Source organism: Mycobacterium sp. UM_Kg1, assembly GCF_000972925.1.
Classification (GTDB): domain Bacteria; phylum Actinomycetota; class Actinomycetes; order Mycobacteriales; family Mycobacteriaceae; genus Mycobacterium; species Mycobacterium hiberniae.
This window is the reverse complement of sequence record NZ_JRMK01000061.1, coordinates 1-24,109: the sequence shown is the minus strand read 5'-3', so window position 1 is coordinate 24,109 and position 24,109 is coordinate 1. Positions and strand designations below refer to the sequence as shown.

Annotated in this window: 20 protein-coding genes and 1 pseudogene; 16 read left to right on the top strand and 5 right to left on the bottom strand. The window is 68.5% G+C overall.

What is annotated here, in order from left to right:
* The 9 genes from LI92_RS11285 to LI92_RS11245 all read left to right on the top strand — a co-directional run.
* Positions 1-337, top strand: a 337-nt coding sequence (locus LI92_RS11285; RefSeq protein WP_286135035.1) for a penicillin-binding transpeptidase domain-containing protein, incomplete at its 5' end; no start/stop codon positions are given.
* A gap of 61 nt (positions 338-398) precedes the next feature.
* Entirely contained in the window at positions 399-980 is a 582-nt protein-coding gene (locus LI92_RS11280; protein WP_046318905.1) for a DUF1707 SHOCT-like domain-containing protein, read from the top strand.
* Between the two features lie 22 nt (positions 981-1,002).
* A complete protein-coding gene (map, locus tag LI92_RS11275) occupies positions 1,003-1,860 on the top strand; it encodes a type I methionyl aminopeptidase (protein ID WP_046318903.1) in 858 nt (285 codons plus the stop codon).
* A gap of 81 nt (positions 1,861-1,941) precedes the next feature.
* Complete coding sequence (locus tag LI92_RS11270; RefSeq protein WP_046318908.1) at positions 1,942-2,505, top strand: alpha/beta fold hydrolase; 564 nt, start codon at positions 1,942-1,944, stop codon at positions 2,503-2,505.
* An 88-nt stretch (positions 2,506-2,593) separates the two neighbouring features.
* Positions 2,594-4,327 (top strand): AMP-binding protein, encoded by a 1,734-nt coding sequence (locus tag LI92_RS11265; protein WP_046318901.1) that lies wholly within the window; start codon positions 2,594-2,596, stop codon positions 4,325-4,327.
* A gap of 64 nt (positions 4,328-4,391) precedes the next feature.
* Positions 4,392-5,756, top strand: a complete 1,365-nt coding sequence (locus LI92_RS11260) for a glutamine synthetase family protein (RefSeq protein ID WP_046318898.1) — start codon at positions 4,392-4,394, stop codon at positions 5,754-5,756.
* A complete protein-coding gene (locus LI92_RS11255) occupies positions 5,743-6,498 on the top strand; it encodes a gamma-glutamyl-gamma-aminobutyrate hydrolase family protein (protein WP_286135034.1) in 756 nt (251 codons plus the stop codon). The genes LI92_RS11260 and LI92_RS11255 overlap by 14 nt, the downstream gene beginning before the upstream one ends.
* The gene (locus LI92_RS11250; RefSeq protein WP_046318894.1) at positions 6,495-7,859 is read left to right on the top strand and encodes an aldehyde dehydrogenase family protein; all 1,365 of its coding nucleotides are present in this window, start codon (positions 6,495-6,497) and stop codon (positions 7,857-7,859) included. Before LI92_RS11255 ends, LI92_RS11250 begins: the two co-directional genes overlap by 4 nt.
* Positions 7,856-8,632 carry a 3-oxoacyl-ACP reductase gene (locus LI92_RS11245; protein WP_046318893.1) on the top strand — a complete coding sequence of 259 codons (777 nt, stop codon included), beginning with the start codon at positions 7,856-7,858 and terminating at the stop codon, positions 8,630-8,632. Before LI92_RS11250 ends, LI92_RS11245 begins: the two co-directional genes overlap by 4 nt.
* A 117-nt stretch (positions 8,633-8,749) precedes the next feature.
* Here the strand turns inward: LI92_RS11245 and LI92_RS11240 are convergent, their stop codons facing one another.
* From LI92_RS11240 to mtr, 3 genes are all read right to left on the bottom strand, one after another.
* The gene (locus LI92_RS11240) at positions 8,750-10,015 is read right to left on the bottom strand and encodes a cytochrome P450 (RefSeq protein ID WP_046318892.1); all 1,266 of its coding nucleotides are present in this window, start codon (positions 10,013-10,015) and stop codon (positions 8,750-8,752) included.
* A 143-nt stretch (positions 10,016-10,158) separates the two neighbouring features.
* Positions 10,159-11,955: an acyl-CoA dehydrogenase gene (locus LI92_RS11235; protein WP_046318907.1), complete on the bottom strand. Its 1,797-nt coding sequence runs from the start codon at positions 11,953-11,955 to the stop codon at positions 10,159-10,161.
* The gene (gene mtr, locus LI92_RS11230; protein ID WP_046318890.1) at positions 11,952-13,346 is read right to left on the bottom strand and encodes a mycothione reductase; all 1,395 of its coding nucleotides are present in this window, start codon (positions 13,344-13,346) and stop codon (positions 11,952-11,954) included. Before mtr ends, LI92_RS11235 begins: the two co-directional genes overlap by 4 nt.
* An 84-nt stretch (positions 13,347-13,430) precedes the next feature.
* Here mtr and mqo point away from each other — a divergent pair, with 84 nt between their 5' ends.
* From mqo to LI92_RS11205, 5 genes and pseudogenes are all read left to right on the top strand, one after another.
* Positions 13,431-14,900 carry a malate dehydrogenase (quinone) gene (mqo, locus tag LI92_RS11225; protein WP_046318888.1) on the top strand — a complete coding sequence of 490 codons (1,470 nt, stop codon included), beginning with the start codon at positions 13,431-13,433 and terminating at the stop codon, positions 14,898-14,900.
* A gap of 52 nt (positions 14,901-14,952) precedes the next feature.
* Positions 14,953-16,178: pseudogene (gene cobA / locus LI92_RS11220) on the top strand (uroporphyrinogen-III C-methyltransferase).
* A gap of 194 nt (positions 16,179-16,372) precedes the next feature.
* On the top strand, positions 16,373-17,782 hold the full coding sequence (locus tag LI92_RS11215; RefSeq protein WP_502691439.1) for an MFS transporter: 1,410 nt from the start codon (positions 16,373-16,375) through the stop codon (positions 17,780-17,782).
* A 53-nt stretch (positions 17,783-17,835) separates the two neighbouring features.
* A complete protein-coding gene (locus tag LI92_RS11210; RefSeq protein ID WP_046318880.1) occupies positions 17,836-19,329 on the top strand; it encodes an MFS transporter in 1,494 nt (497 codons plus the stop codon).
* Between the two features lie 85 nt (positions 19,330-19,414).
* Positions 19,415-21,160, top strand: a complete 1,746-nt coding sequence (locus LI92_RS11205; RefSeq protein ID WP_046318876.1) for a proline--tRNA ligase — start codon at positions 19,415-19,417, stop codon at positions 21,158-21,160.
* Between the two features lie 36 nt (positions 21,161-21,196).
* Here the strand turns inward: LI92_RS11205 and LI92_RS11200 are convergent, their stop codons facing one another.
* Together LI92_RS11200 and LI92_RS11195 are read right to left on the bottom strand one after the other, a co-directional pair.
* Positions 21,197-21,655, bottom strand: coding sequence for a ferritin-like domain-containing protein (locus LI92_RS11200; protein ID WP_046318874.1), 459 nt, complete (start codon positions 21,653-21,655; stop codon positions 21,197-21,199).
* Entirely contained in the window at positions 21,652-22,152 is a 501-nt protein-coding gene (locus LI92_RS11195; RefSeq protein ID WP_046318871.1) for a hypothetical protein, read from the bottom strand. The genes LI92_RS11200 and LI92_RS11195 overlap by 4 nt, the downstream gene beginning before the upstream one ends.
* Before the next feature lie 193 nt (positions 22,153-22,345).
* On the opposite strand from LI92_RS11195, the gene rimP reads away from it, so the two are divergent.
* Both rimP and nusA read left to right on the top strand, forming a co-directional pair.
* Positions 22,346-22,879, top strand: a complete 534-nt coding sequence (gene rimP / locus LI92_RS11190; RefSeq protein ID WP_046318869.1) for a ribosome maturation factor RimP — start codon at positions 22,346-22,348, stop codon at positions 22,877-22,879.
* Between the two features lie 31 nt (positions 22,880-22,910).
* On the top strand, positions 22,911-23,954 hold the full coding sequence (gene nusA, locus LI92_RS11185) for a transcription termination factor NusA (RefSeq protein ID WP_046318867.1): 1,044 nt from the start codon (positions 22,911-22,913) through the stop codon (positions 23,952-23,954).
* Positions 23,955-24,109: the final 155 nt, after the last annotated feature.

Here is a 24,109-nt window from a genome sequence, read left to right as displayed (position 1 = left end):
TGTGTATAAGAGACAGGTGCCCCGACTGATCGAGGGCCGGCCGACGACGGTCAACGGGCCGGTCGGTGCCCCGGTGGACCCGGAGATCCTCGACGGCCTGCGCCAGATGATGCGGTTGGTGGTGACCGACGGCACCGCACGCGACATCGCGGGCTGTGGCCCGGTCTTCGGCAAGACCGGGGAAGCCGAATTCGCCGGGGGTTCGCACTCCTGGTTCGCCGGGTACCGGGGTGACCTCGCCTTCGCCTCCCTCATCGTCGGTGGCGGCAGCTCGCAGTACGCCGTCCGCATGACGAAGGTGATGTTCGACTCGTTGCCGGACAACTTCCTGCTGTAGCGGCCGCGCGCCGTCGTTCGTGGACTGCGCAGCCTGGCCGGCGGCGGTAAATTGGGAAACCATGACCGGTCCCGATGACAACGTGGCCGCTTTGCTGCGCATCTCGGATGCGGACCGCAACGGCACGCTGCGCCGTCTGCACAACGCCGTCTCGCTGGGTCTGATCGACATCGGAGAGTTCGAGGAACGCGCCGCGCAGGTCTCGCAGGCCAGGATGCGCTCGGACCTCGACAACCTGATCGGGGACCTGCCCGGACCGGGGGCATTCGTCACCTCGGCCGCCGACCGGGTCGAGCTGCGCGGCTGGGCCGGATCGCTCAAACGCCACGGCGAGTGGGTGGTGCCGACACGGCTGGCCCTGGTGCGGCGCCTGGGCTCGGTCGACCTCGACCTCACCAAGGCGCGCTTCGCCGGGCCGGTGGTGGTCATCGAACTCGACATGCGCTTCGGCTCCGTCGACATCCGATTGCCCGAGGGCGCCAGTGCCTCCATCGACGACGTCGAGGTCTACGGCGGCAGTGCCCGCGACCGACGGAGCGACCCGCCTGCCGAGGGAACTCCGCACCTGGTGCTGACCGGACGCGTGGTGTGCGGCTCGGTGGACATCCGGGGTCCCCGGCGCAAGCTGCGCTGGCGGCGCTGAACAGCTCCGTTAAGCTGGGCCAATGCCAGTTCGAGCCCCGCTTTCCCCCGGCGTGATATCGCCCACGCTGCCGGTGCCCCGGTCCATCCCACGACCGGAGTATGTCGGCCGCGCCACGGCCGCCGAAGGTACCGAGCCCTGGGTGCAGACGCCCGAGGTGATCGAGAAGATGCGGGTGGCCGGCCGGATCGCAGCCGGCGCGCTGGCCGAGGCGGGCAAGGCCGTCGCCCCGGGCGTGACCACCGACGAGCTCGACCGGATAGCCCACGAGTACATGGTCGACCACGGCGCCTATCCCTCGACGCTGGGCTACAAGGGCTTTCCCAAGTCCTGCTGCACGTCGCTCAACGAAGTCATCTGCCACGGCATCCCGGACTCGACCGTGATCGCCGACGGTGACATCGTCAACATCGATGTCACCGCCTACATCGACGGAGTTCACGGCGACACCAACGCCACCTTCCTGGCCGGTGACGTCTCGCAGGAACACCGACTGCTGGTCGAGCGCACCCACGAAGCCACCATGCGGGCCATCAAGGCGGTCAAACCGGGCCGGGCTCTGTCGGTCATCGGTCGGGTGATCGAGGCGTATGCGAACCGGTTCGGCTACACCGTCGTCCGCGACTTCACCGGCCACGGGATCGGGCCGACGTTCCACAACGGGTTGGTGGTCCTGCATTACGACCAGCCAGAAGTCGACACCGTCATCGAGCCCGGCATGACCTTCACCATCGAGCCGATGATCAACCTCGGCGGCCTGGACTACGACATCTGGGACGACGACTGGACCGTGGTCACCAGCGACGGCCAGTGGAGTGCGCAGTTCGAACACACCCTCGTGGTCACCGACGACGGAGCCGAGATACTCACGCTGCCCTGACCGCGGGGCTGTTGTCTGCAGCGCACCGTGGGGCGCCGAAAACCGCCCCCGCGCCGCCCGATTGGCGGTAGCGTGGCCCAGATGCCGGGCACGATGATGACCATCGAGGGGTTCCCCATCCCCGTCGATTCAGCAGGCCCGTCAAACGGGTCCGTGGTCGTGGTGCTCGCCGCCGCGCAGCACCCGCTGACCGCCTACGACGCGCTCTGTCAACGGCTGCACACCGCCTCGCTGCGCACCATCGTGATCGGCGCGGATCCTCGCCTGACGGCCAAGTCGGTGATCGGCATCCTCGACTCGCTGGGCGTGCAGTGCGGTGTGCTGGTGGGCGACCGGACCGGGGCGGACAACGCCTGGGAACTCGCGGCCACCCGCCCGGACCGCTTCACCGGCCTGGTGGCGCTCGACCGGGGCCATCCGCGCGCACCGGATCTGAGCGGGGTGATCCGCGATGAGCGCTGCCCCCCGGTCGAGATCAACACCACTGTCCTGGTCAGTTCCCGGGCCACGGCGTCGGTGGCCAACGCCAGTCAGCGCTTCGTCTACGGCGAGCACCGCCTGGTGACGCTGCCCGGGCGGCGCAGCGCCCAGGAGTTCACCGCGCAACTGGCGATGGAGATCGTGCTGCGGGCCAGCACCTGGTGATACCAAGCTGCGGGGTGTAGTTTGCGGCTAGCCGGCGCAAGGGGGTGTGCCGGCGGGGGTCACGCTGAGCGTCCGTGGGGGGAATGGCATGTTGTCGTGGGGGCAATCGATACCGGCGTTGCTGCGCGAACGGGTTCGCCAGGGGCCTGACCGGCCGGCGTACACGTTCATCGACTACGAACTGGATTCCGCCGGCTATTCCGAGACCCTGACCTGGTCTCAGATTCTGGCTCGCACCGAGGCGGTTGCGGCCGAAGTGGCCACGGTCGCCGCGCCCGGCGATCGCGTGGCGCTGCTCGCGCCGCAGGGCCTGGAGTACATCGTCGGGTTCCTCGGTGCGATGGAAGCCGGCTGCATCGTGGTGCCGCTGCCAGTGCCGGCCTTCGGCAGCCGCGATGAGCGGGTCACCGCCGCGCTGCAGGACTGCGCACCAGCCGCTGTGCTCACCACGTCGGCCGTCGCCGGCGATATCGCGGGATGCGTCAGCGCCGGTGGGTCTGTTGCAGTCATTGAAGTGGATCTGATCGATCTCGACGCCCCGGTCTCCTGGGCCGGTAGTGGCGCGATGCCGACCAAGACCGCCCTGCTGCAATACACGTCGGGCTCGACCGGCGCGCCGAGGGGCGTTGTGGTCTCGCACCGCAACGTGTTCGCCAACATCGAGCAGGTGATGGCCGATTACTTCGACGGCGGTGGTGCGGCGCCGCCGGGCACCACCTTGGTCTCCTGGCTGCCCTTCTACCACGATATGGGCCTGCTGATGGGCGTGATGGGAGCGATCCTGCTGGACCGCCAGTCTGTGCTGATGAGCCCGATGGCGTTCCTGCAGAAGCCCTTCCGGTGGATGGAGCAGCTCGCCGTCAACTCCTGCGCGTTCACCGCGGCGCCGAATTTCGCATTCGAACTCGCCGCACGCCGCACCCGCGACGAGGACATGGCGGGTCTGGACCTGGGGGGCGTGCACACCATCCTGTCGGGCAGTGAGCGCATCCATGCCGCCACCATCCGCCGCTTCACCGAACGCTTCGCCCCGTACAACCTGCCCGCCAACGCGGTGGCGCCGTCGTACGGACTCGCCGAGGCCATGGTCTACGTCGCCTCGGCGCCGCGCGCGAACCGCCCCGTGACCCTGCGGCTCGACTACGAGAACCTGGTCGCCGGGACCGCGCAGGCCGTGCCGGGCGGGTCTGAACTGGTCAGCGTCGGAGCGCCTCGCGCGTGCACGGTGCGCATCGTCGACCCCGAATCGCACACCGAGCAGCCCGATGGGCGCGTGGGGGAGATCTGGGTGCACGGGCCCAACGTCGCCGGCGGGTACTGGCACAACGCGGAGGACACCGAACGCACATTCGGAGGGCAGCTGCGGTCGCCGTCTGCGGGAACACCGATGGGGCCCTGGCTGCGCACCGGAGACCTGGGCGTCATCCACGAGGGCGAGATGGTGGTCGCCGGCCGCATCAAGGACCTCCTGATCGTGGACGGCCGCAATCACTACCCCGACGACATCGAGGCCACCGTGCAGGAGCTCACCGGTGGCCGCGTCGCCGCGGTACCGGTCAGCGGCGACGGTGGCGAGAAGCTGGTGGTGATCGCCGAGGTCAAGACCCGGGACAGCACAGTCGATGAGGAGCTGCACCGGCTGGCCGCCCTGAAAAGAGACGTGTCGGCCTCGGTCTCGCGGTGCCACGGGGTCCGGGTCGCTGACCTGGTGCTTGTCCCTCCCGGCTCGCTGCCCATCACCACCAGCGGAAAGATCCGCCGTTCCACCTGCGCGGACTGTTACCGCTCGGCGAAATTCCGTCGGCTGGAGTTCAAGGACTGATCGCGGCCGGGTAGCCTGACAGCACTCTCAATGTCAGGGGGATTGTCGTCGGCGAAGGAGTGCAATGACCCGGCCTGCGATGCTGTCCCAGGAAGAGCTTCGGCAACTGGTCGCCTCCGGCGAGATCGACACCGTCGTGGTGGCTTTCGCCGACATGCAGGGCCGGCTGGTCGGCAAGAGGGTGGCGGCCGAGCACTTCATCGCCGAGGTCGCCGAACACGGCGTCGAGGTTTGCAGCTACCTGCTGGCTGTCGACGTGGAGATGAACACCGTCCCCGGTTACTCGATCGCGGACTGGGGGACCGGCTACGGCGACATGGTGCTCAAACCGGACTTCGCCACCCTGCGCCGCATTCCGTGGCTGCCCGGCACCGCCCACGTGCTCGCCGACGCGCATTGGCCGGACGGCGGCCCGGTCGCGGTGGCACCCCGCCAGATTCTGGCGGCCCAATGCGCCCGGCTGGCCGAGCGGGGCCTGGTTGCCTACGCCGCCACGGAACTGGAGTTTCTGGTCTTCGAGGAGAGCTACCGGCAGGCCTGGGCGGACGGCTACCGGGGCCTGACCCCGGGAACTGACTACAACGCCGACTACGGCCTAGTCGCCGGGACGCGGCTGGAACCGCTGCTGCGCGACATCCGGCGGGGGATGACCGGCGCCGGCCTGCGTTGCGAAGGCGTCAAGGGTGAGTGCAACACCGGCCAGCAAGAGATCACCTTCCGCTACGAAGATGCGCTGAGGACCTGCGACAACCACAGCGTCTACAAGAGCGGCGCGAAGGAGATCGCCGACCAGCACGGCAAGAGCCTGACCTTCATGGCGAAGTTCGACCAACGCGAAGGCAACAGCTGCCACGTGCATCTGTCGCTGCGCAGCACCGAAGGTTCGGCAGTGTTCGCCGACCCGGCCGCACCGCACGGCATGTCCGCGTTGTTCCGCGCCTTCCTGGCCGGGGTGCTGGCCACGCTGCCCGAGCTGACCTTGTGTTACGCGCCGAATATCAACTCCTACAAGAGATTCGTCGGCGGTAGCTTCGCGCCCACGGCGATCGCGTGGGGCTTGGACAATCGCACCTGCGCGCTGCGGGTGCTCGGCCACGGTGACTCGATGCGGGTGGAGTGCCGGGTTCCCGGCGGCGACGTGAACCCCTATCTGGCCGTGGCCGCGTTGATCGCCGCGGGGCTGTACGGCATCGACAACGATCTTGCGCTGCCCGATCCGGTCGACGGCGATGCCTACCGTGCCGAGCTTCCGCACCTGCCCACAACGCTCGCCGGTGCGGTGGAGCTGTTCGCCGAATCGGCGGTGGCGCGCAAGGCTTTCGGAGACGAGGTCGTCGAGCATTACCTGAACAGCGCCCGGGTGGAGCTGGATGCCTTCACCACCGCGGTGACCGATTGGGAGAGGGTCCGGGGTTTTGAGCGGTTCTGAACCGCAGGAGCACGACCGACCGGTAGTCGGCCTGACGACCTATCTGGACCGCGCGCAGTTCGGTGTCTGGAATGCCCGGGCGGGCCTGCTGCCCGCTCAGTACATCCAGAGCATCACCGGCGCCGGTGGGACCGCTGTGCTGCTGCCGCCGCAACCGGTGAACCCGCAGATCGCGGCGCGGGTGCTCGACGGCGTGGCCGGCCTGGTGATCACCGGCGGTCGGGACCTCGACCCCGGCGGGTACGGCCAGGAGCCGCACGCCGAGACGGATCGGCCCGATACCACCCGGGACGCATGGGAATTCGCCCTGTTGGACGAGGCGATGCGCCGGGGCATGCCGGTGCTGGGGATCTGCCGTGGCGCCCAGGTGCTCAACGTCGCCCTCGGCGGCACACTGCACCAGCATCTGCCCGACGTGATCGGCAACAGCGGGCACCGGGCGGGCAACGGAGTCTTCACGCCGATGGCGGTGCGCACCGTCGCCGGAACCCGGCTGGCCGGGCTGGTGGGCCAGGCCTGCCAGGTGCAGTGCTACCACCATCAGGCCATCGCCGAGGTGGGTGCGAAACTTGTCGTCAGTGCGCGCGATGACGACGGGGTCATCGAGGCGATCGAGCTTCCCGGGGAGGACTTCGTGCTCGCGGTTCAGTGGCATCCCGAGGAATCCCCAGAGGATCTGCGCCTGTTCGCCGCACTGGTGGCGGCGGCGCGCACCTACGAGGCGGCGCGGGTGGGCAAGTGATCCACGAACTCATCAACCCGGCCACCGGGGCGGTGTTCGACACCGTCGAGCACCTGGAAGCCGCGGCGGTCGACGACGCCGTACGCCGAGCACAGGCTGCCCAGAAGCGATGGGCCAAACGTGCCCCGGCCGAGCGGGCCGCCGCGCTGCGAGACTTCGCCGCCGTGGTCGGCGACCACATCGATGAGCTGGCAGCGATCGAGGTCACCAACTCCGGCCATCCGATCTCGGCTGCCGAATGGGAGGCCGGGCACGTCCGCGACGTACTGCAGTTCTATGCAGCCAGCCCGGAACGGTTGTCCGGCAAGCAGATCCCGGTCGCCGGCGGGCTCGATGTCACCTTTCACGAGCCGATGGGCGTCGTCGGGATCATCACCCCGTGGAACTTCCCCATGCCGATCGCCGCATGGGGCTTCGCTCCGGCACTGGCCGCCGGAAACGCGGTGCTGATCAAGCCTGCCGAGTGGACCCCGCTGACCACGCTGCGGCTGGCGGAACTGGCGGTCGAGTCCGGTCTGGACCCCGACCTGCTGCAGGTGCTGCCCGGTCGCGGCTCGGAGGTGGGGGAGCGCCTGGTCACCCACCCGGACGTGGCCAAGATCGTCTTCACCGGTTCCACGACCACCGGCACCCGGGTGCTGCAGGCCGGCGCCGCCGGGGTGAAGCGGATAACACTGGAACTCGGCGGCAAGAGTGCCAACGTCGTGTTCGCCGACTGCGACCTGGAGCAGGCGGCGGCGACGGCGCCTTACGGCGTGTTCGACAATGCCGGGCAGGACTGCTGCGCCCGCAGCCGAATCCTGGTGCAGGCGAGCGTCTACGACCGGTTCATGGAGTTGCTGGAACCCGCGGTGGCCGGTGTCGTGGTCGGCGACCCCACATCACGCGACACCGAGATGGGCCCGCTGGTGTCGCGCCCGCACTGGGAGAAGGTGGCCTCCTACGTTCCCGACGACGCCCCGGTCGCCTTTCGTGGCCAAGCGCCCACCGGTCCCGGTTTCTGGTTCCCGCCAACGGTGTTGACTCCGGCGGCCACCGACCGGTGCGTCACCGAGGAGATCTTCGGCCCAGTGGTGACCGTGCTGCCGTTCGAGGATGAAGCCGGTGCCATCGCCCTGGCCAACGACACCGTCTATGGGCTGTCCGGTTCGATCTGGACCAACGACTTGTCCCGGGCGCTGCGGGTGTCGCGGGCCGTGGAAGCCGGTAACCTGTCGGTCAATTCGCATTCCTCGGTGCGCTTCAACACGCCGTTCGGGGGCTTCAAACAGTCGGGGCTGGGCCGGGAGCTGGGCGCGGACGCCCCGCTGTCGTTCACCGAGACCAAGAACGTATTCATCGCAGTGAAGGAGACGCAGTGACCGATCTGACCCAACGCCTGGCCGGCCGGGTAGCCGTGGTGACCGGCGCCGGTGGCGGAATCGGCTTGGCCTCCGCGCGGCGGATGCGCTCCGAAGGCGCCCAGATCGTGGTCGGCGACCTCGACCAGACGGCAGGCGCGGCGGTCGCCGACGAACTCGACGGCCTGTTCGTTCAGGTCGACGTCTCCGATCAGGAGCAGGTCGATGCCCTGTTCGACACCGCAGCCCAGACTTTCGGCTCGGTGGACATTGCCTTCAACAACGCCGGTATCTCGCCGCCTGACGACGATCTGATCGAAACCACCGAGCTTCCCGCGTGGCAGCGGGTTCAGGACGTCAACCTCAAATCGGTCTACCTGTGCTGCCGGGCGGCGCTGCGGCACATGGCGCCGGCCGGGCGCGGATCGATCATCAACACCGCATCGTTCGTCGCGGTGATGGGGTCAGCCACCTCCCAGATCTCCTACACCGCATCCAAGGGCGGCGTGCTGGCCATGTCGCGTGAACTCGGGGTGCAGTACGCCCGGCAGGGCATCCGCGTCAACGCGCTGTGCCCCGGGCCGGTGAACACCCCCCTGCTGCAAGAACTTTTCGCCGCCGACCCCGAGCGTGCCGCGCGCCGGTTGGTGCACGTACCGGTCGGCCGGTTCGCCGAACCGGAGGAGATCGCGGCCGCTGTGGCCTTCCTGGCCAGCGACGACGCATCGTTCATCACCGGTTCGACCTTCCTGGTCGACGGCGGGATCAGCTCGGCCTACGTCACGCCGCTGTAAACACCAAGATCAGCACCCTGGTGACGTCGACCACGACGAATGTGTGCGCCACGGTCGAGGGCTCCCTACACGTCTACGGCAGGAAGCCCCCAACCGACTCCGACTCGCCGGCCGGTGTCAGCGCATCGAGTACCGCACCGGAAGGCGCTTGAGGCCGCCGACGAACGTGGTCGCCGACAGTTCGGGCGTGCCGGCGAACTCGATGGACTCCAGGCGCGGCACCAGTTCGGTGAACAGGCTGTTGAGCTCCAGGCGGGCCAGGGCCGCGCCCAGGCAGAAGTGGACGCCGTAGCCGAATGACAGGTGCTTGTTGGGGTCGCGGGCGATGTCGAACGTGAATGGGTTGTCGAAAATGTCCTCGTCGCGGTTGGCCGAGACGTAGGACAGCAGGACCGACTCACCCTTGGCGATCGGCACGCCGCGCACCTCGGTGTCGCGGGTGGCGGTGCGCATGAACTGCTTGACCGGCGTGGACCAGCGGATCATTTCCTCGACGGCCAGCGGCACCAGGCTCATGTCGTTCTGGAGACGCTCGAGCTGATCCTGGTGCTCGACCAGCGCGCACAGACCGCCCGAGATGGCGTCCTTGGTGGTGTCGTGGCCGGCGCTGGCGACGATGACGTAGTAGGACAGCGTGTCCATGTCGGACATGAGTTCGCCGTTGATACGGCCGTTGGCGATGGCCGAGGCCAAGTCCCCGGTGGGGTTGGCCCGCCGCGAGGCAGTCAGGGCGGAGAAGTAATTGAAGAAGTCCAGCAGCACGGCCATGATCTCGTCTGCGCCGCCCTGGCCGCGCTGGTGCTCGGCGTCCTCGCCGCCGAACATCTCCTGGGTCAGCTTGAGCATGCGCGGGAAGTCCTCCTCGGGCAGGCCCAGCAGTGACAGGATCACGTACAGCGGGAAGTTGATGGCGATCTCGGTGACGAAGTCGCACTCCGGGCCGATCTCGGCCATCCGGTCGACGTAGCGTTTGGCCAGTTCGTCGACGCGGACCTTGAGGTCGCGCATGGCCTTGGGGCGGAACCAGTCCGCACCGATCTTGCGGATGTCCCGGTGGTGCGGGTCGTCCATGTGGATCAGCGTGCGCAGTCCGATCCCGGCCTCCTGGTCGGCCTTGACCCGGTCCTCGACCGCTGCCTGTAGCAGCATTGGACGCGGTTCACTGATCCAGAGCTCGTTGTCGCGCTCGATGTCCATGATGTCGGTGTGCTTGGTGACTGCCCAGAACGGCCGGTACGGCGGGGCGTCCACCCACGACACCGGCTGGTTGGCGCGCAGCCAGGCCAGTGAGCTGTGCAGGCGCTCGTTATCGGTGTAGGCCTGGGGGTCGGCGAGTACTCGGCCGTGCTCGCTGGTGTTGCGGTGGGTGGTCGGCGCGCTCACTTGGGACTCCTCGCGGTCATCAAAAACTTGACAGGTGTCATGTCACAGTCTGGACCAGACTGTGACACGGGTGCACATCGGGGCACCAGGGGGCTTTGGTCCCCGAAGTTGAATACAGTGGTTAGGCCCGCTGTGGATGCAGGTCAGAACCACTCGGGCCGCATCTCCAAAGTTGTCCGGTCCAGGCTCTCCAGCAGGTCGAGTTGAGGTCCGGTCTTCGGCAACTCGTAGCGGAAGAAGTAGCGGGCCGCCTGGCGCTTACCGTCGAAGAAGTCACCGCTGCGACCCTCAGCTGCCAACACCTGCTCCAGCCAGATCCAGGCGATCACCACATGACCGAAAGCCTCCAAGTAGATCGCGCTGTTGGCCAGTGCGGCATCGATGTCGCCGGCGGCGAACATGCCGGTGGTAACCGCCACCAGCCGCTGGGCCACCGCGTCGAGCTGGGTAGCCATCTCGGCCGGTTCGCCACCGGCTCGGTGCGCCGCCGCGCCGCTCTCGGTGATCGCGCCGTGTAGTGCGGCCAGGCTGGCCCCGTTGCGCTGCACCACCTTGCGGCCCAACAGGTCCAGACTCTGGATGCCGTGCGTGCCCTCGTGGATCGGGTTGAGGCGGTTGTCTCGGTAGTGCTGCTCGACGTCGTACTCGCGGGTATAGCCGTAGCCGCCGTGCACCTGGATCGCCAGGTCGTTGGCGGCCAGGCACCACTGCGACGGCCAGCTCTTGGCGATCGGTGTCAGAATGTCCAGCAGCGCGGTGGCGTGGTCGAGTTCTTCGTCGGACGCGGCGGTGTTCGCGAGGTCGACGAGCCGCGCGCAATACAGCGCCAACGCGAGTGCCCCCTCGACGTAGGACTTCTGCGCCAACAGCATCCGCTTGACGTCGGCGTGTTCGATGATCGCAACCTGCGGCGCCGCGGGGTCTTTTGTCGTCACCGGGCGGCCCTGTGGTCGGCTGCGGGCATAGTCCAGCGACTTCAGGTAGCCGGTGTAGCCCAGCGCGATCGCGCCCATGCCGACACCCAGCCGGGCTTCGTTCATCATGTGGAACATGTAGCTCAAACCGCGGTGCGGGGCGCCTACGAGATAACCCACTGCGCCCGCCTCGCCGCCCGGCCGGTGACCGCCTTCACCGAAATTGAGCACCGTGTTGGTGATACCGCGAAAACCCATCTTGTGGTTGAGCCCGGCCAGCACAACGTCATTGCGCGCACCCAGCGTGCCATCGGAGTTCACCAGATACTTCGGCACGATGAACAGCGAGATCCCCTTGGTGCCGGCCGGGCCGCCCGGAATCTTGGCCAGTACCAGATGAACGATGTTGTCGGTCAGTTCGTGATCGCCGCCGGAGATCCACATCTTCGATCCGAACAGGCGGTAGGTGCCGTCGGTGCGCGGCTCCGCACGGGTGGTGATGTCGGCCAGCGACGATCCGGCCTGGGTCTCCGACAGGCACATGGTCCCGGCGAAGCGACCGGCGATCATGGGTTTGACGAAGGCGGCGATCTGCTCGTCGGTGCCGAACTTCGCGAGCAGGTTCGCATTCGCCATGGTCAACATGGCATAGCCGGCGGTGCTGACGTTGGCGGCCATCAGCCAGGCGAACCCGGCCTGGGCCACCGTCGCCGGCAGCTGCGCACCACCGAGCCGATAATCCATCGCCATGCCGATCAGCTCAGCGTCGGCACACGCAGAGAGGGCCTCTTTGACTTCCGGGATGACGGTGACGGTGGTCCCGTCGAAGGTGGGCTCGTGGGCGTCGCTCTTCTTGTTGTGCGGAGCGAAATAGCGGCTGGCAAGCTGCTCGCACAAGTCGAGGGTGTCGGAGAAGGTCTCGCGGGAGTGTTCGGCGAATCGGGCACGCCGGGTGAGTTCGTCTACCCGCAGCCAGTCGAACAGCAGGAAATCGAGGTCTTGCCGCGACATCAGACTGGATTTCATCGCGGGCCCCCGCATTCCAACCCAAGCAGTGCGTTCTCCACGACTTCCGGCAGCGCCGGATGGATCCAGTATTGGCCGCGGGCCATCTCCGGCGCGGTGAGGCCGAAGCTCATTGCCTGGATCAGCGGCTGGATGATCGACGATGCCTGGTAGCCCATGATGTGCGCGCCCAGCAGCCGTCCGGTGTCGCGCTCGGCGATCAGCTTGGCGAATCCGGTCTCGTCCTCCATGGCCCAGCCGTAGGCGACGTCGCCATAGTTCTGAATCTTCACCGAGATGTCGAAACCCTTAGCCCGAGCCTGTGTTTCGGTCAACCCGACCGAGGCGATCTGTGGATCGGTGAAGACCGCGGCCGGAACGTAGCGGTGGTCGGTGGTCCGCATCGCGTCCACGTCGTCCCAGTCGCACAGCAGATTGTGTTGCACCACCCGGGCCTCGTGGTTGGCCACGTGCTTGAGCTCATACGGTGAGGAAACGTCGCCGAGCGCGAAAACGCCTCGTGCAGAAGTTCGTTGGTACTTGTCGACGATCACACGGCCGCCGGCGACGCTGACTCCGGCCTGCCCGGCGTCCAGCAGGTCGCCATTGGGGATACGTCCGGTTGCCACCAGCAACGCGTCGGCGTGCAGGACGGAGTCGTCGTCGAGTTCCACCGCGACGCCTGAACCCTCGTTGCGAACCGCGACGACGTTACGGTGGGTGCGTAGCTCCCATTTGGCTGCGGCGATCCGGGTGAACCGCTCGGACACGGTCTCGTCGCAGTGGCGCAGCAAGGCCGAGCCGCGGATGACAAGGGTGACCCGCACCCCCAGAGCGGAGAACACATGGGCGAACTCGGCGGCGATGAACCCACCGCCGACGATCACCAAGTGCTCGGGCAGCTCCGGTATGCGCATCACGTCATCGCTGGTGTAGTAACGCGCGCCGCTTTCGGCGATGGCGGGCGGGATCGCCGAGCGCGCCCCTGCCGCGATCACCACCTGCTCGGCGCTGAGCTGTTCACCGCTGGCCGTGATCAGCACGTACCGTCCATCGGAGCCGGCCGGGCCGAATCGGGTGTGTTCGCTGTAGACATCGACACCGGGCAGGCTGCGGCGATACTCCTCGCCGCCGGCGGCGATGGGGTCGATCCGGCCGAACACCCGCGAGACGATGTCGCTCCAGCGGACTTGGTCGATGTGGGCGTCCACCCCGTAGCGAGAGGACCGGGCTACGGTGTTGGCCACCTCGGCGGCATAGACGAACATCTTGGTCGGAATGCAGCCCACGTTGAGGCAGGTGCCGCCGAAAGTGTGCTGCTCGCAGATGGCCACCCGCATATCGGCGTAGCGCTCATCGAGAATGCTGTTGCCAGAACCTGTTCCGATGATCGCAAGGTCATAGCTCTCCATTGCGAAAGACTAGACGGTGTGGAGGCCTAACGGCAGGTGGGGCTAGGCGGGGCGGGTCGGTGCCGTCCTGGATAGTCTGACGGCGTGGCCACATCGGTTCGGACCGAGCTGACCGACGTAGCGCTGATCGGCGCGGGGATCATGAGCGCCACTTTGGGGGCGATACTTCGGCGTTTGGAGCCGGACGTCTCGATCACCGTGGTCGAACGGCTGGAGGACGCCGCGGGCGAGAGCAGCGGCCCATGGAACAACGCGGGCACCGGCCACGCCGGGCTGTGCGAGCTTTTCTACACCCCTGCGCTGCCCGACGGTTCGATCGACATCGCCAAGGCGATTCGGGTCAACGAGCAGTTCCAGGTGACCCGCCAGTTCTGGGCCTACGCGGTGCAGAACGGCCTGCTGCGGCGGCCGCGGGATTTCGTGCATCCGATTCCGCACGTCAGTTTTGTGCGGGGGGCCGCCGGCGTGGACTACTTGCGTCGGCGGCACCAGGCACTGGCCGGCAATCCGTTGTTCGGCGGGATGGAGTTCATCACCGATTTCGGGGAGTTCGCCGCGCGCCTGCCGGCGATGGCCGCAGGTCGAAGTCCCGCCATCCCGGTAGCCCTCGACTGGGCTCAGCATGGCACCGACGTCGACTTCGGGGAGCTGACCGGCCAGCTGATCGACTACGGGACCCGCCACGGCAGCGCGGCGCTGTTCGGCCACGAGGTGCGCTCGCTGCAGCGAGCGTCAGACGGCGGCTGGATATTGGATCTGCGCAACCGCCGCACCGGCGAAAGACGAAGGCTCAAAGCGGCCTTCGTCTTTCTCGGCGCCGGGGGAGCGACGCTGGGACTGCTGCAGCGCTCGGGGATCCCCGAAGCCCGCGGCTATGGCGGTTTCCCGATCAGCGGGGTCTTCCTGCGCTGCGGGGCCGACCGGCTCACCGCTGGACACCGCGCCAAGGTGTACGGCGCCCCGGCCATGGGCGCGCCGTCGACGACCGCCCCGCACCTGGACGCCCGGACGGTCAACGGCGCCGCTTCGCTGCTGTTCGGCCCCTTTGCCGGGTGGTCGCCGAGGTTTCTCAAGCACGGTCGCCTCACGGACTTGCCGCGGTCGGTCCGCGCCGGCAACGCGAGATCGCTGGTGAGCGCAGGCTTCCGGGAGCGCGCACTGGTCGGCTACCTGCTCGGCCAGCTTCGGCGCACGCATGGCGCCCGGGTCGATGCGCTGCGGGAGTTCCTGCCCCACGCCCAGGACGCGGACTGGCAGGAGATCCGGGCAGGCCAACGGGTGCAGGTGATCCGTGCTGGGCGTCTGGAATTCGACACCACGATCGTCAGCGCCGCCGATGGCAGCCTCGCCGGGTTGCTCGGCGCCTCGCCCGGCGCCTCGACCGCGGTGCCGGCGATGCTCGAGGTCCTGCAGCGCTGCTTCCCCGCGAGATTCCCCGCCTGGCGGACGGTGCTCACCGAGATGGTGCCCTCGCTGGGGACCCGGCTCGCCGACCAGCCCGCGCTGTTCGAGCAGGTGTGGGAGTGGGGCAGCCGACAGCTTCAGCTCACCTGAACCCCGCTGCGCCCGGCTTCGCCGCGCTGGCGGTCGCCACTAGAGTTACCGGGTGACCGAGAACCCCTACCTGGCCGGTTTGCGGCTGGCCGGCCGCAAAGTCGTCGTCGTGGGCGCGGGCAGCGTTGCGCAACGCCGGCTGCCGCTGCTGGTGGACAGCGGTGCCGAGGTGACGGTGATCGCACCCAGCGCCACCCCGGCCGTCGAAGCGCTGGACGGGCGCCGGCCCGGCATCACGCTGGTCTCGCGCGCCTACCGCGACGGGGATCTGGCCGGGGCGTGGTACGCGATCGCCGCCACCGACGACCCGGAGGTCAACGCGGCCGTCGTGGCCGAGGCCGATGGGCGTCAAATCTTTTGTGTGCGTGCCGATCGGGCCGTCGACGGGTCCGCAGTCACCCCGGCCACCTTCGGCTATTCCGGTTTGTCGGTGGGCGTGCTGGCCGGTGGCGAGCACAACCGGTCGGCGGCTATCCGCTCGGCCATCCGGGAGGCACTGCAGGACGGCACCATCACCGAGGCACAGGCCGCCGCCGATGTGGTGCGCGGCGGCGTGGCACTGGTGGGCGGTGGCCCCGGCGATCCGGAGCTGATCACCGTGCGCGGGCGCCGCATGCTCTTCCACGCCGACGTGGTTGTGGCCGACCGGCTGGCCCCGCCCGAGCTGCTCGCCGAACTGTCGCCGAACGTCGAAGTCATCGACGCGGCCAAAATCCCCTACGGCCGGGCGATGGCCCAGGACGCCATCAACGCGCTGCTGATCGATCGCGCCAGGGCCGGTAAATTCGTGGTGCGGCTCAAAGGCGGCGACCCGTTCGTCTTCGCCCGCGGCTACGAAGAGGTTCAGGCCTGCGTCGAAGCCGGTATTCCCGTGACGGTTGTGCCGGGTGTGACCAGTGCCATAGCGGTACCGGCCCTGGCCGGTGTGCCCGTCACTCATCGCGCCGTGAACCACGAGTTTGTGGTGGTCAGCGGCCACGTTGCCCCCGACGATCCCGAATCGTTAGTGAATTGGGACGCCCTGGCCGCGATGCGCGGAACCATCGTGCTGCTGATGGCGATCGAACGCATCGAACAATTCAGCGCGGTCCTGCAAAAGGGCGGACGACCTGCGGATACACCGGTTCTGGTAGTGCAACACGGCACCACGCCCGCCCAGCACACGCTGCGTGCGACCCTGGCCGACGCGCCCGAGAAAATCCGCGCGGAGGGCATCCGACCTCCAGCGATCGTGATTATCGGGGCCGTCGCGGACTTCGGGGTTTAAACAGCTCTTAATAATTACTGTAGGGTAGCCGCTTATGACTGCACTCGATGATGCAGGACGGGTGACCTCACAGCGGTCCGAAGGCGCCGGCGGATCGGTTCCCGCGGGGCGGTCCGGCTCCGATCTCGTGAGCTGGACCAGCAAATATGTCGCCTCCCGGCTGCCGTCCCGTCGCTTCATCTACGCCGTGATCGCCATCGGCGGCATGCAGCTGCTGGCCACCATGGACAGCACCGTCGCCATCGTCGCGCTTCCCAAGATCCAGGACGACTTGGGCTTGTCGGATGCGGGGCGGGGCTGGGTGATCAGTGCCTACGTGCTGACGTTCGGCGGCCTGATGCTGCTCGGCGGACGGCTCGGCGACACCATCGGCCGCAAGCGCACCTTCATCAGCGGGGTTGCGCTGTTCACCATCGCCTCTGTCTTGTGTGCCGTGGCCTGGGATGCCCCCACGCTGGTGATCGCGCGGCTCCTGCAGGGTGTCGGCTCGGCCATCGCCTCGCCGACCGCACTGGCGCTGATTGCCACCACCTTCCCCAAGGGGCCGGCCCGCAATGCCGCCACCGCGATATTCGGCGCGATGACCGCTGTCGGGTCGGTGATGGGCCTGGTGATCGGCGGCGCGCTGACCGAGGTTTCGTGGCGCCTGGCGTTCGGGATCAACGTGCCCATCGGCCTGCTGATGATCTACCTGGCCCGTACCGCGCTGACCGAGACCCACCGGGAGCGGATGAAGCTGGATGCCGCCGGCGCGCTGCTGGCGACGCTGGGCTGCACGGCGGCGGTGTTCGCCTTCACGATCGGTCCGGAGAAGGGCTGGGTCTCGGTCGTCACCATCGGCTCGGGGGGGCTGGCGATCGTGGCATTGCTCGCATTCGCCGTGGTGGAACGCACCGCCGAGAACCCGGTGGTGCCGTTCAGCCTGTTCAAGGAGCGCAACCGGCTGCTGACCTTCGCGGCGATCTTCCTCGCCGGCGGCGTGCTGTTCACCTTGACCGTGACCATCGGTCTCTACGTGCAGGATCTGATGGGCTATTCGGCGCTGCGCGCCGGCGTCGGATTCATCCCCTTCGTGATCGGCCTGGGGGTGGGCCTGGCGGCGTCCTCGCAGCTGGTGCGCCGGTTCCCGCCCCGGGTGCTGGTGATCGCCGGTGGCGTCGTGTTGCTGGGCGCGATGATCTACGGCTCGACGATCAACCGGAACCTCCCGTACTTCCCGAACTTCGTCACGTTGATCGTGCTCGGCGGGCTCGGGATCGGCGTGATCGTGGTGCCGCTGACCCTGTCGGCGATCACCGGCGTGGGCTTCGACCAGATCGGCCCCACATCAGCCATCGCCCTGATGCTGCAAAGCCTGGGCGGACCGATCGTGCTGGCGGTCATCCAGGCCGTCATCACCTCGCGCACCCTGTACCTCGGCGGCACCAACATGCCGGTCAAAACCATGAACCCCGCGCAGATCGCGGCGCTGGACTCCGCCTACACCTACGGGCTGCTGTGGATTGCCGCGGTGGCGGTCCTGGTCGGCGCGATCTCCCTGCTGATCGGGTACACCGCCAAGCAGGTGGCGCACGCCCAGGACGTGCAGGACGCCTTCGGCGCCGGCACTCTCTGACTTCGCCTCGAATGCCCGGCTGAGCGGGTCCGCTGTCGCTAAGCTGGCCAGCTATGGCGGCGCGGGGGGATGCCCAGTCGGCTGGCCGCTCGCCGTCGACGAGCGTGCTCGGGATCGCCGTCCTGGCGATCACCGGCATGCAGTTGATGTCGACGCTGGACGGCACCATCGTCGTGGTGGCGTTGCCGCGGATGCAGGCCGACCTCGACCTGTCCGATGCCGCCAAGAGTTGGGTCATCACCGCTTACGTCCTGACCTTCGGCGGCCTGTTGCTGCTCGGCGGCCGGGTGGGCGACGCCATCGGGCGCAAGCGAGCGTTCATCTCCGGGGTGGGCCTGTTCACGCTCGCCTCGCTGGTCTGCGGGTTGGCCACCGACACCGCCACCCTGATCGCCGCGCGGGCTGTCCAGGGCATCGGTGCCGCAGTCGCCGCACCGACCGGCCTGGCGCTGATCGCCACCACCTACGCCCCCGGGCGCGCTCGTAATCAGGCACTGGCGGTTTCGGCTGCCATGCAGGGCTTGGGGTCGGTGCTGGGCCTGGTGCTCGGCGGGGCGTTGACGGTGGTGTCGTGGCGGTTGGCCTTCCTGATCAACATTCCGATCGGGATCGCGATCATTGCGATCGCGGCGGCGCGGGTGAACGAGACCTACCGCGAGCGGTTGCGCCTGGACCTGCCCGGGGCGCTGTTGGCCACCGCCGGGTGCAGTGCCGCGGTGCTGGTGTTCACGCAGGGCCCGTCGCACGGCTGGACCGGCCCCCTGGTTTTCGGCTCGGCAGCGGCTGCAGTCGTGTGCTTCGCGGGGGTCTTTCTGGTCGAACGTTTCGCGGTCAACCCGCTGGTTCCCGCGGAGGTGTTCGACAACCGCAATCGGGTGATGACGTTCGTCGCGCTGTTCATGGCCGGCGGGGTGATGCTGACGTTGACGGTGATGATCGCGCTCCTGGTGCAGGACGTGCTGGGCTACTCGGCGTTGCGGGCCGGCATCTGCTTCATCCCGTTCGCGGTGGCATTCGGCGTCGGCACGGTGCTGGCGGCCCGGATGGCGCCGCTGATCGCACCACGCTGGCTGGTCATCGGCGGCGGAGCGCTTGTCTGGGGTGCCATGCTGTACGGGTCCACGCTGACCCGCGACATTCCGTACTTCCCGGATCTGTTCACACCCATCGTGGTGGGTGGCCTGGGGATCGGGACGATCGCGGTGATTCTGCCGCTGTGCGCCCTGGCCGAGGTCGGTCCCCGCGAGATCGGTCCCGTCTCGGCGATCACCCTGATGGTCTACAACCTCGGCGGTCCGGTGGTGCTGGTCGTCATCCAGGCCGTGCAGACCTCGCGCACGCTCTACCTGGGCGGCACCGGCGGTCCGGTGAAGAACATGACACCCGCCCAGCTGGATGCGCTGGGGCACGGCTACACCTATTCATTGCTGTGGGTGGCCGCGATCGCCCTGCTGGTGGGCGGTGCGGCGCTGCTCATCGGTTTCCCCGCCGATCAGATCGCCCGCGCCCAGCACACCCTTGAGGCGGTGGAGGCCGGAAAGCTGTAGCCGGCCGGTGGCGGCCCCGGCGGCCCCGGCGGGCTCCGCGGTGCGAGTCGGCGTCCGCCCGTCGCGAAAGATAGGCTCTCCCGCTGTGATCACCCGGATGTCCGAACTGTTCCTGCGCACCCTGCGCGACGACCCCGCCGATGCCGAGGTTCCCAGCCACAAGCTGCTGGTGCGGGCCGGCTACATCCGGCCGATCGCCCCCGGTCTGTACAGCTGGCTGCCCCTGGGCCTGCGGGTGCTGCGCAACATCGAGCGGGTGGTGCGCGAGGAGATGAACGCCATCGGCGGCCAGGAGATCCTGTTCCCGGCGCTGTTGCCGCGCGCCCCGTACGAGACGACCAACCGCTGGACCGAATACGGCGACGGCCTGTTCCGGTTGAAGGACCGCCGCGACAACGACTATCTGCTCGGCCCCACCCATGAGGAACTGTTCACCCTGACGGTCAAGGGGGAGTACAGCTCGTACAAGGACTTCCCGGTCGTGCTGTACCAGATCCAGCCGAAATACCGTGACGAGGCGCGGCCCCGGGCCGGGATTCTGCGCGGCCGCGAGTTCGTGATGAAGGACTCCTATTCCTTCGACGTCGACGATGCCGGCCTGGCCGCCGCCTACGACGCGCACCGCGCGGCATACCAGCGGATCTTCGACCGGCTCGGCGTGCGCTACGTGATCGTCTCGGCGGTTTCCGGCGCCATGGGCGGATCGGCCTCCGAGGAGTTCCTCGCCGAGAGCGCCGTCGGCGAAGACACCTTCGTGCGCTGTGTGGAGTCGGGCTACGCCGCCAACGTCGAAGCGGTGGTCACCGCCCGCCCCGAGCCGCTGCCGCTGGACGGCTTGGCCGAGCCGCAGATTCACGACACGGGCGACACACCGACCATCGCCACCCTGGTGGACTGGGCCAACGGTGCCCTCGACCGCACCGTCACCGCCGCCGACACCCTCAAGAACGTCCTGCTCAAAGTCCGCCAACCCGACGGCGACTGGGAACTGTTGGGCATCGGGGTGCCCGGGGACCGCGAGATCGACGACAAGCGGCTCGGGGCAGCCCTCGAACCCGCCGAGTACACCCTGCTCGACGACAAGGATTTTGCCGAGCACCCGTTCCTGGTGAAGGGCTATATCGGGCCGAAGGCATTGTTGGACAACGGAGTCCGCTACCTGGTCGACCCACGGGTGGTGGACGGCACCAGCTGGATCACCGGTGCCGACGCGCCCGGTAAGCACGTGGTGGGGCTGGTGGCCGGGCGCGACTTCGTCGCCGACGGCACCATTGAGGCGGCCGAGGTCCGCGACGGCGATCCCTCGCCGGACGGGGCGGGTCCGCTGGTCAGCGCGCGGGGCATCGAGATCGCCCATATCTTCCAGCTGGGCCGCAAGTACACCGACGCCTTTGGCGTCGATGTCCTCGGCGAGGACGGCCGCCCGGTGCGGCTCACGATGGGCTCCTACGGTGTCGGGGTGTCGCGGCTGGTCGCGGTGATCGCCGAACAGCAGCACGACGAACTGGGCCTGCGCTGGCCGTCGCAGGTGGCCCCCTTCGATGTGCACGTGGTGATCGCGAACAAAGACGACGCGGCCCGTGCCGGTGCGACCGAGCTGGCCGCCGAGCTGGACCGTCTCGGTCTGGAGGTGCTCTTCGACGACCGGCAGGCCTCACCGGGGGTGAAGTTCAAGGACGCCGAGTTGCTCGGCGTGCCGTGGATCGTGGTGGTCGGACGCGGCTGGGCCGACGGTGTCGTCGAGCTGCGGGACCGCTTCTCCGGGCAGACCCGCGAGCTGGCCGTGGGTGCGGACTTGGCCCAGCAGGTCCGGGCGGCGCTCGGGCGCTGACCGGGGCCGCGGACCCGGCAGGCCGCCCGCCGTCGGCTAGTCCGCGCCGCCGGGGAAGGCCTGGGTGATCGGCCAGTCTCCCAGTGCGCGGCTCCAGTGTGCGGCCAGCACCGCGCTCTGGCCCAGCGCGGTCGCCGCGAATTCCCGATCGCCGGCCTCGTGGGCCTGCTCGACCACCGCACGCCAGGCTGTCGCGGTGTCGTTTTCCATCCGGACCGCCAGCCGCAACGCGTCATCGGAGGTGGTCACCGGAGTGGGCACCTGATAGCCGGCGGCGGCGGGCGGCACCGCAACACCGCGGCCGGTCAACAGCGCGATGGTGCGGTCCCGGCGTTCGCGGTGGCGGCGGATGGCGGTGACCACCAGGCCGTTGAACTCCGGCAGCGAGTACGCCGACACCAGGCCGTAGCCGTAGACGACGCCGTATTCGGTCGTCAGCGCAGCTCGCAGCGCGGCGTCGGGCCCGGAGACCGGGCCGGGTTCGGGAGATGTCATGCCTGCATCACCAAGGAGACAGCGTAGGAGGCGGTGCAGGCGGCGGCGATCGAGGCCAAAAGGCCCGCCCGGTACCCCGACGACGCGACAGCCAGCGCGCCGGCACCTTCGGCCGCCTCCCGCAAAGCGTTGATCACCTGCGAAACGGTCGGCCCGGAGTCATCCGGCGCCGTGGTGGCCTGCGAGTCGTCGGGGATGGGCTTTCCGGTGGTGCGGGTGATCTCGGCGGCCAGCGAGCGGGCGTGCTCGGCGCGCTCCTGCGAGACCTGATCCAGTGCGGCGTTCAGTGCCTTGGCGTCCGGGTCGGTCAGCGCCGCGGCCGCAGCGGCCGCCAGCGCACTGTCGCGCAGCGCGAGCCGGCGTTGCGCCTCCAGTTCGCCGACGGCGGGCGGGGTCGGGGCCGAACCGCAGGCCGGCGCCACGACCGCCAGCAGGGCGAGCATTCCGGCCCCGGTCAGCACGCGCCGTCGGTCGATGGCGGATGGGGGGCTGGGCATTTAAGACATCCTGCCACCACGCCCGCATCCGGGGGACGTGACGTGGCCGCCGACGGGCCGCGATACTCTGGCTCGCGCTTTTGCCGGTTTGCTGTGGCTGTGTTTCCCACGGCGTATCGTTGATGACTGGTTCCTGGCCGCGCCCGGCGCGTAGGAACGCGCCGACTGGACAACTCAAGATGAGGAGCTCGCCGTGCCCACCGGGCTACCTTCCCAGACACAGGTGATCGAGCTGCTCGATGCTGAGTTCAGCCGTGCCGGGTATGAGATCGAAGAGGTCCTCGTCGACGAGCGCGATCCGCTGCCGCGCATCACCGTCGTGGCCGACGGCGACACCCCGCTGGATCTGGACACCGCCGCCGCGCTGTCGCGTTCGGCCTCGGCCCTGCTCGACACCCTGGCCTTCGACAGCCAGTACGTGCTGGAGGTCAGCTCGCCCGGGGTGGGCCGGCCGCTGACCACCCCGAAACATTTCCGTCGGGCACACGGCCGCAAAGTCGAGCTGACGCTGTCCGACGGGAGCACCCTGACTGGCCGGATGGGCGTGGTCGCCGATGCCGTCGTGACGCTGGTCGTGCGCGCCGGCCGGGACTGGAACCTGCGCCGCCTGCCGTTGAGTGACATCAGCCGGGCGGTGGTACAGGTCGAGTTCTCGCCGCCGAGCGCGCGTGAGTTGGAGTTAGCGGGCCTGCAGGCCCGGGACACCGGAACGGAGGCCGGAGCATGACCCGCGCCGGCGACGAAGAGGAGTGGCGCTTATGAACATCGACATGGCGGCGCTGCACGCGATCGAGGCCGACAAGGGCATCTCGGTCGATGTGGTCGTGGACACGATCAAGTCGGCTCTGCTCACCGCCTACCGCCACACCGAAGGTCACCAGGCCGACGCGGTGATCGACGTCGACCGCAAAACCGGTGTGGTGCGGGTGCTGGCGCGCGAGACCGACGCCGACGGCAACGTGATCAGCGAATACGACGACACCCCGGAGGGGTTCGGCCGGATCGCGGCCACCACGGCGCGTCAGGTGATCCTGCAGCGGCTGCGCGACGCCGAGAACGAGAAGGCCTACGGCGAGTTCTCCGCCCGCGAGGGCGACATCGTCGCCGGCGTCGTGCAGCGCGACGCCCGGGAGAACGCCCGCGGTGTCATCGTGGTGCGGCTGGGGACCGAGGCCAAGGGTTTCGACGGGGTCATCCGGCCCGCGGAGCAGGCCCCCGGCGAGGCCTACGAGCACGGCGACCGCCTGCGCTGCTACGTCATCGGGGTGACCCGCGGACTGCGCGAGCCCCGGATCGAGCTGTCGCGCACCCACCCGAACCTGGTGCGCAAGCTGTTCGCCCTGGAGGTTCCCGAGATCGCCGACGGTTCGGTGGAGATCGTCGCGGTCGCCCGCGAAGCCGGGCACCGATCCAAGATCGCGGTGGCCTCGAAGGTTCCCGGGCTCAACGCGAAGGGCGCCTGCATCGGTCCGATGGGGCAACGGGTGCGCAATGTGATGAGCGAGCTGGCCGGCGAGAAGATCGACATCATCGACTACGACGAGGACCCGGCCCGCTTCGTGGGCAACGCCCTGTCACCGGCCAAGGTGGTCTCGGTCACGGTGATCGACCCGGTCGCCCGGGCGGCGCGCGTGGTGGTCCCGGACTTTCAGTTGTCCCTGGCCATCGGCAAAGAAGGCCAGAACGCCCGGCTGGCGGCCCGGCTGACCGGCTGGCGCATCGATATCCGCAGCGACACCCCGGAACCCGGTGCCGAGGGAGCCGAGCGCGCAGCAGGTCAGGGCGTGGCGCAGGAGAGCTGAGAAAGCGCAGCACCGGGTTCGAATTCCAATGGTTCGGGTGATCGCCGTTCTATGGGTAGACTGAGCCGTGATCCAGCGCGAGACTTCGACAGCCGCCTCGCGGACGCATCGTTGCCCAGACGGACCGGTGCGCACGCTGTCTCTTATACACATCT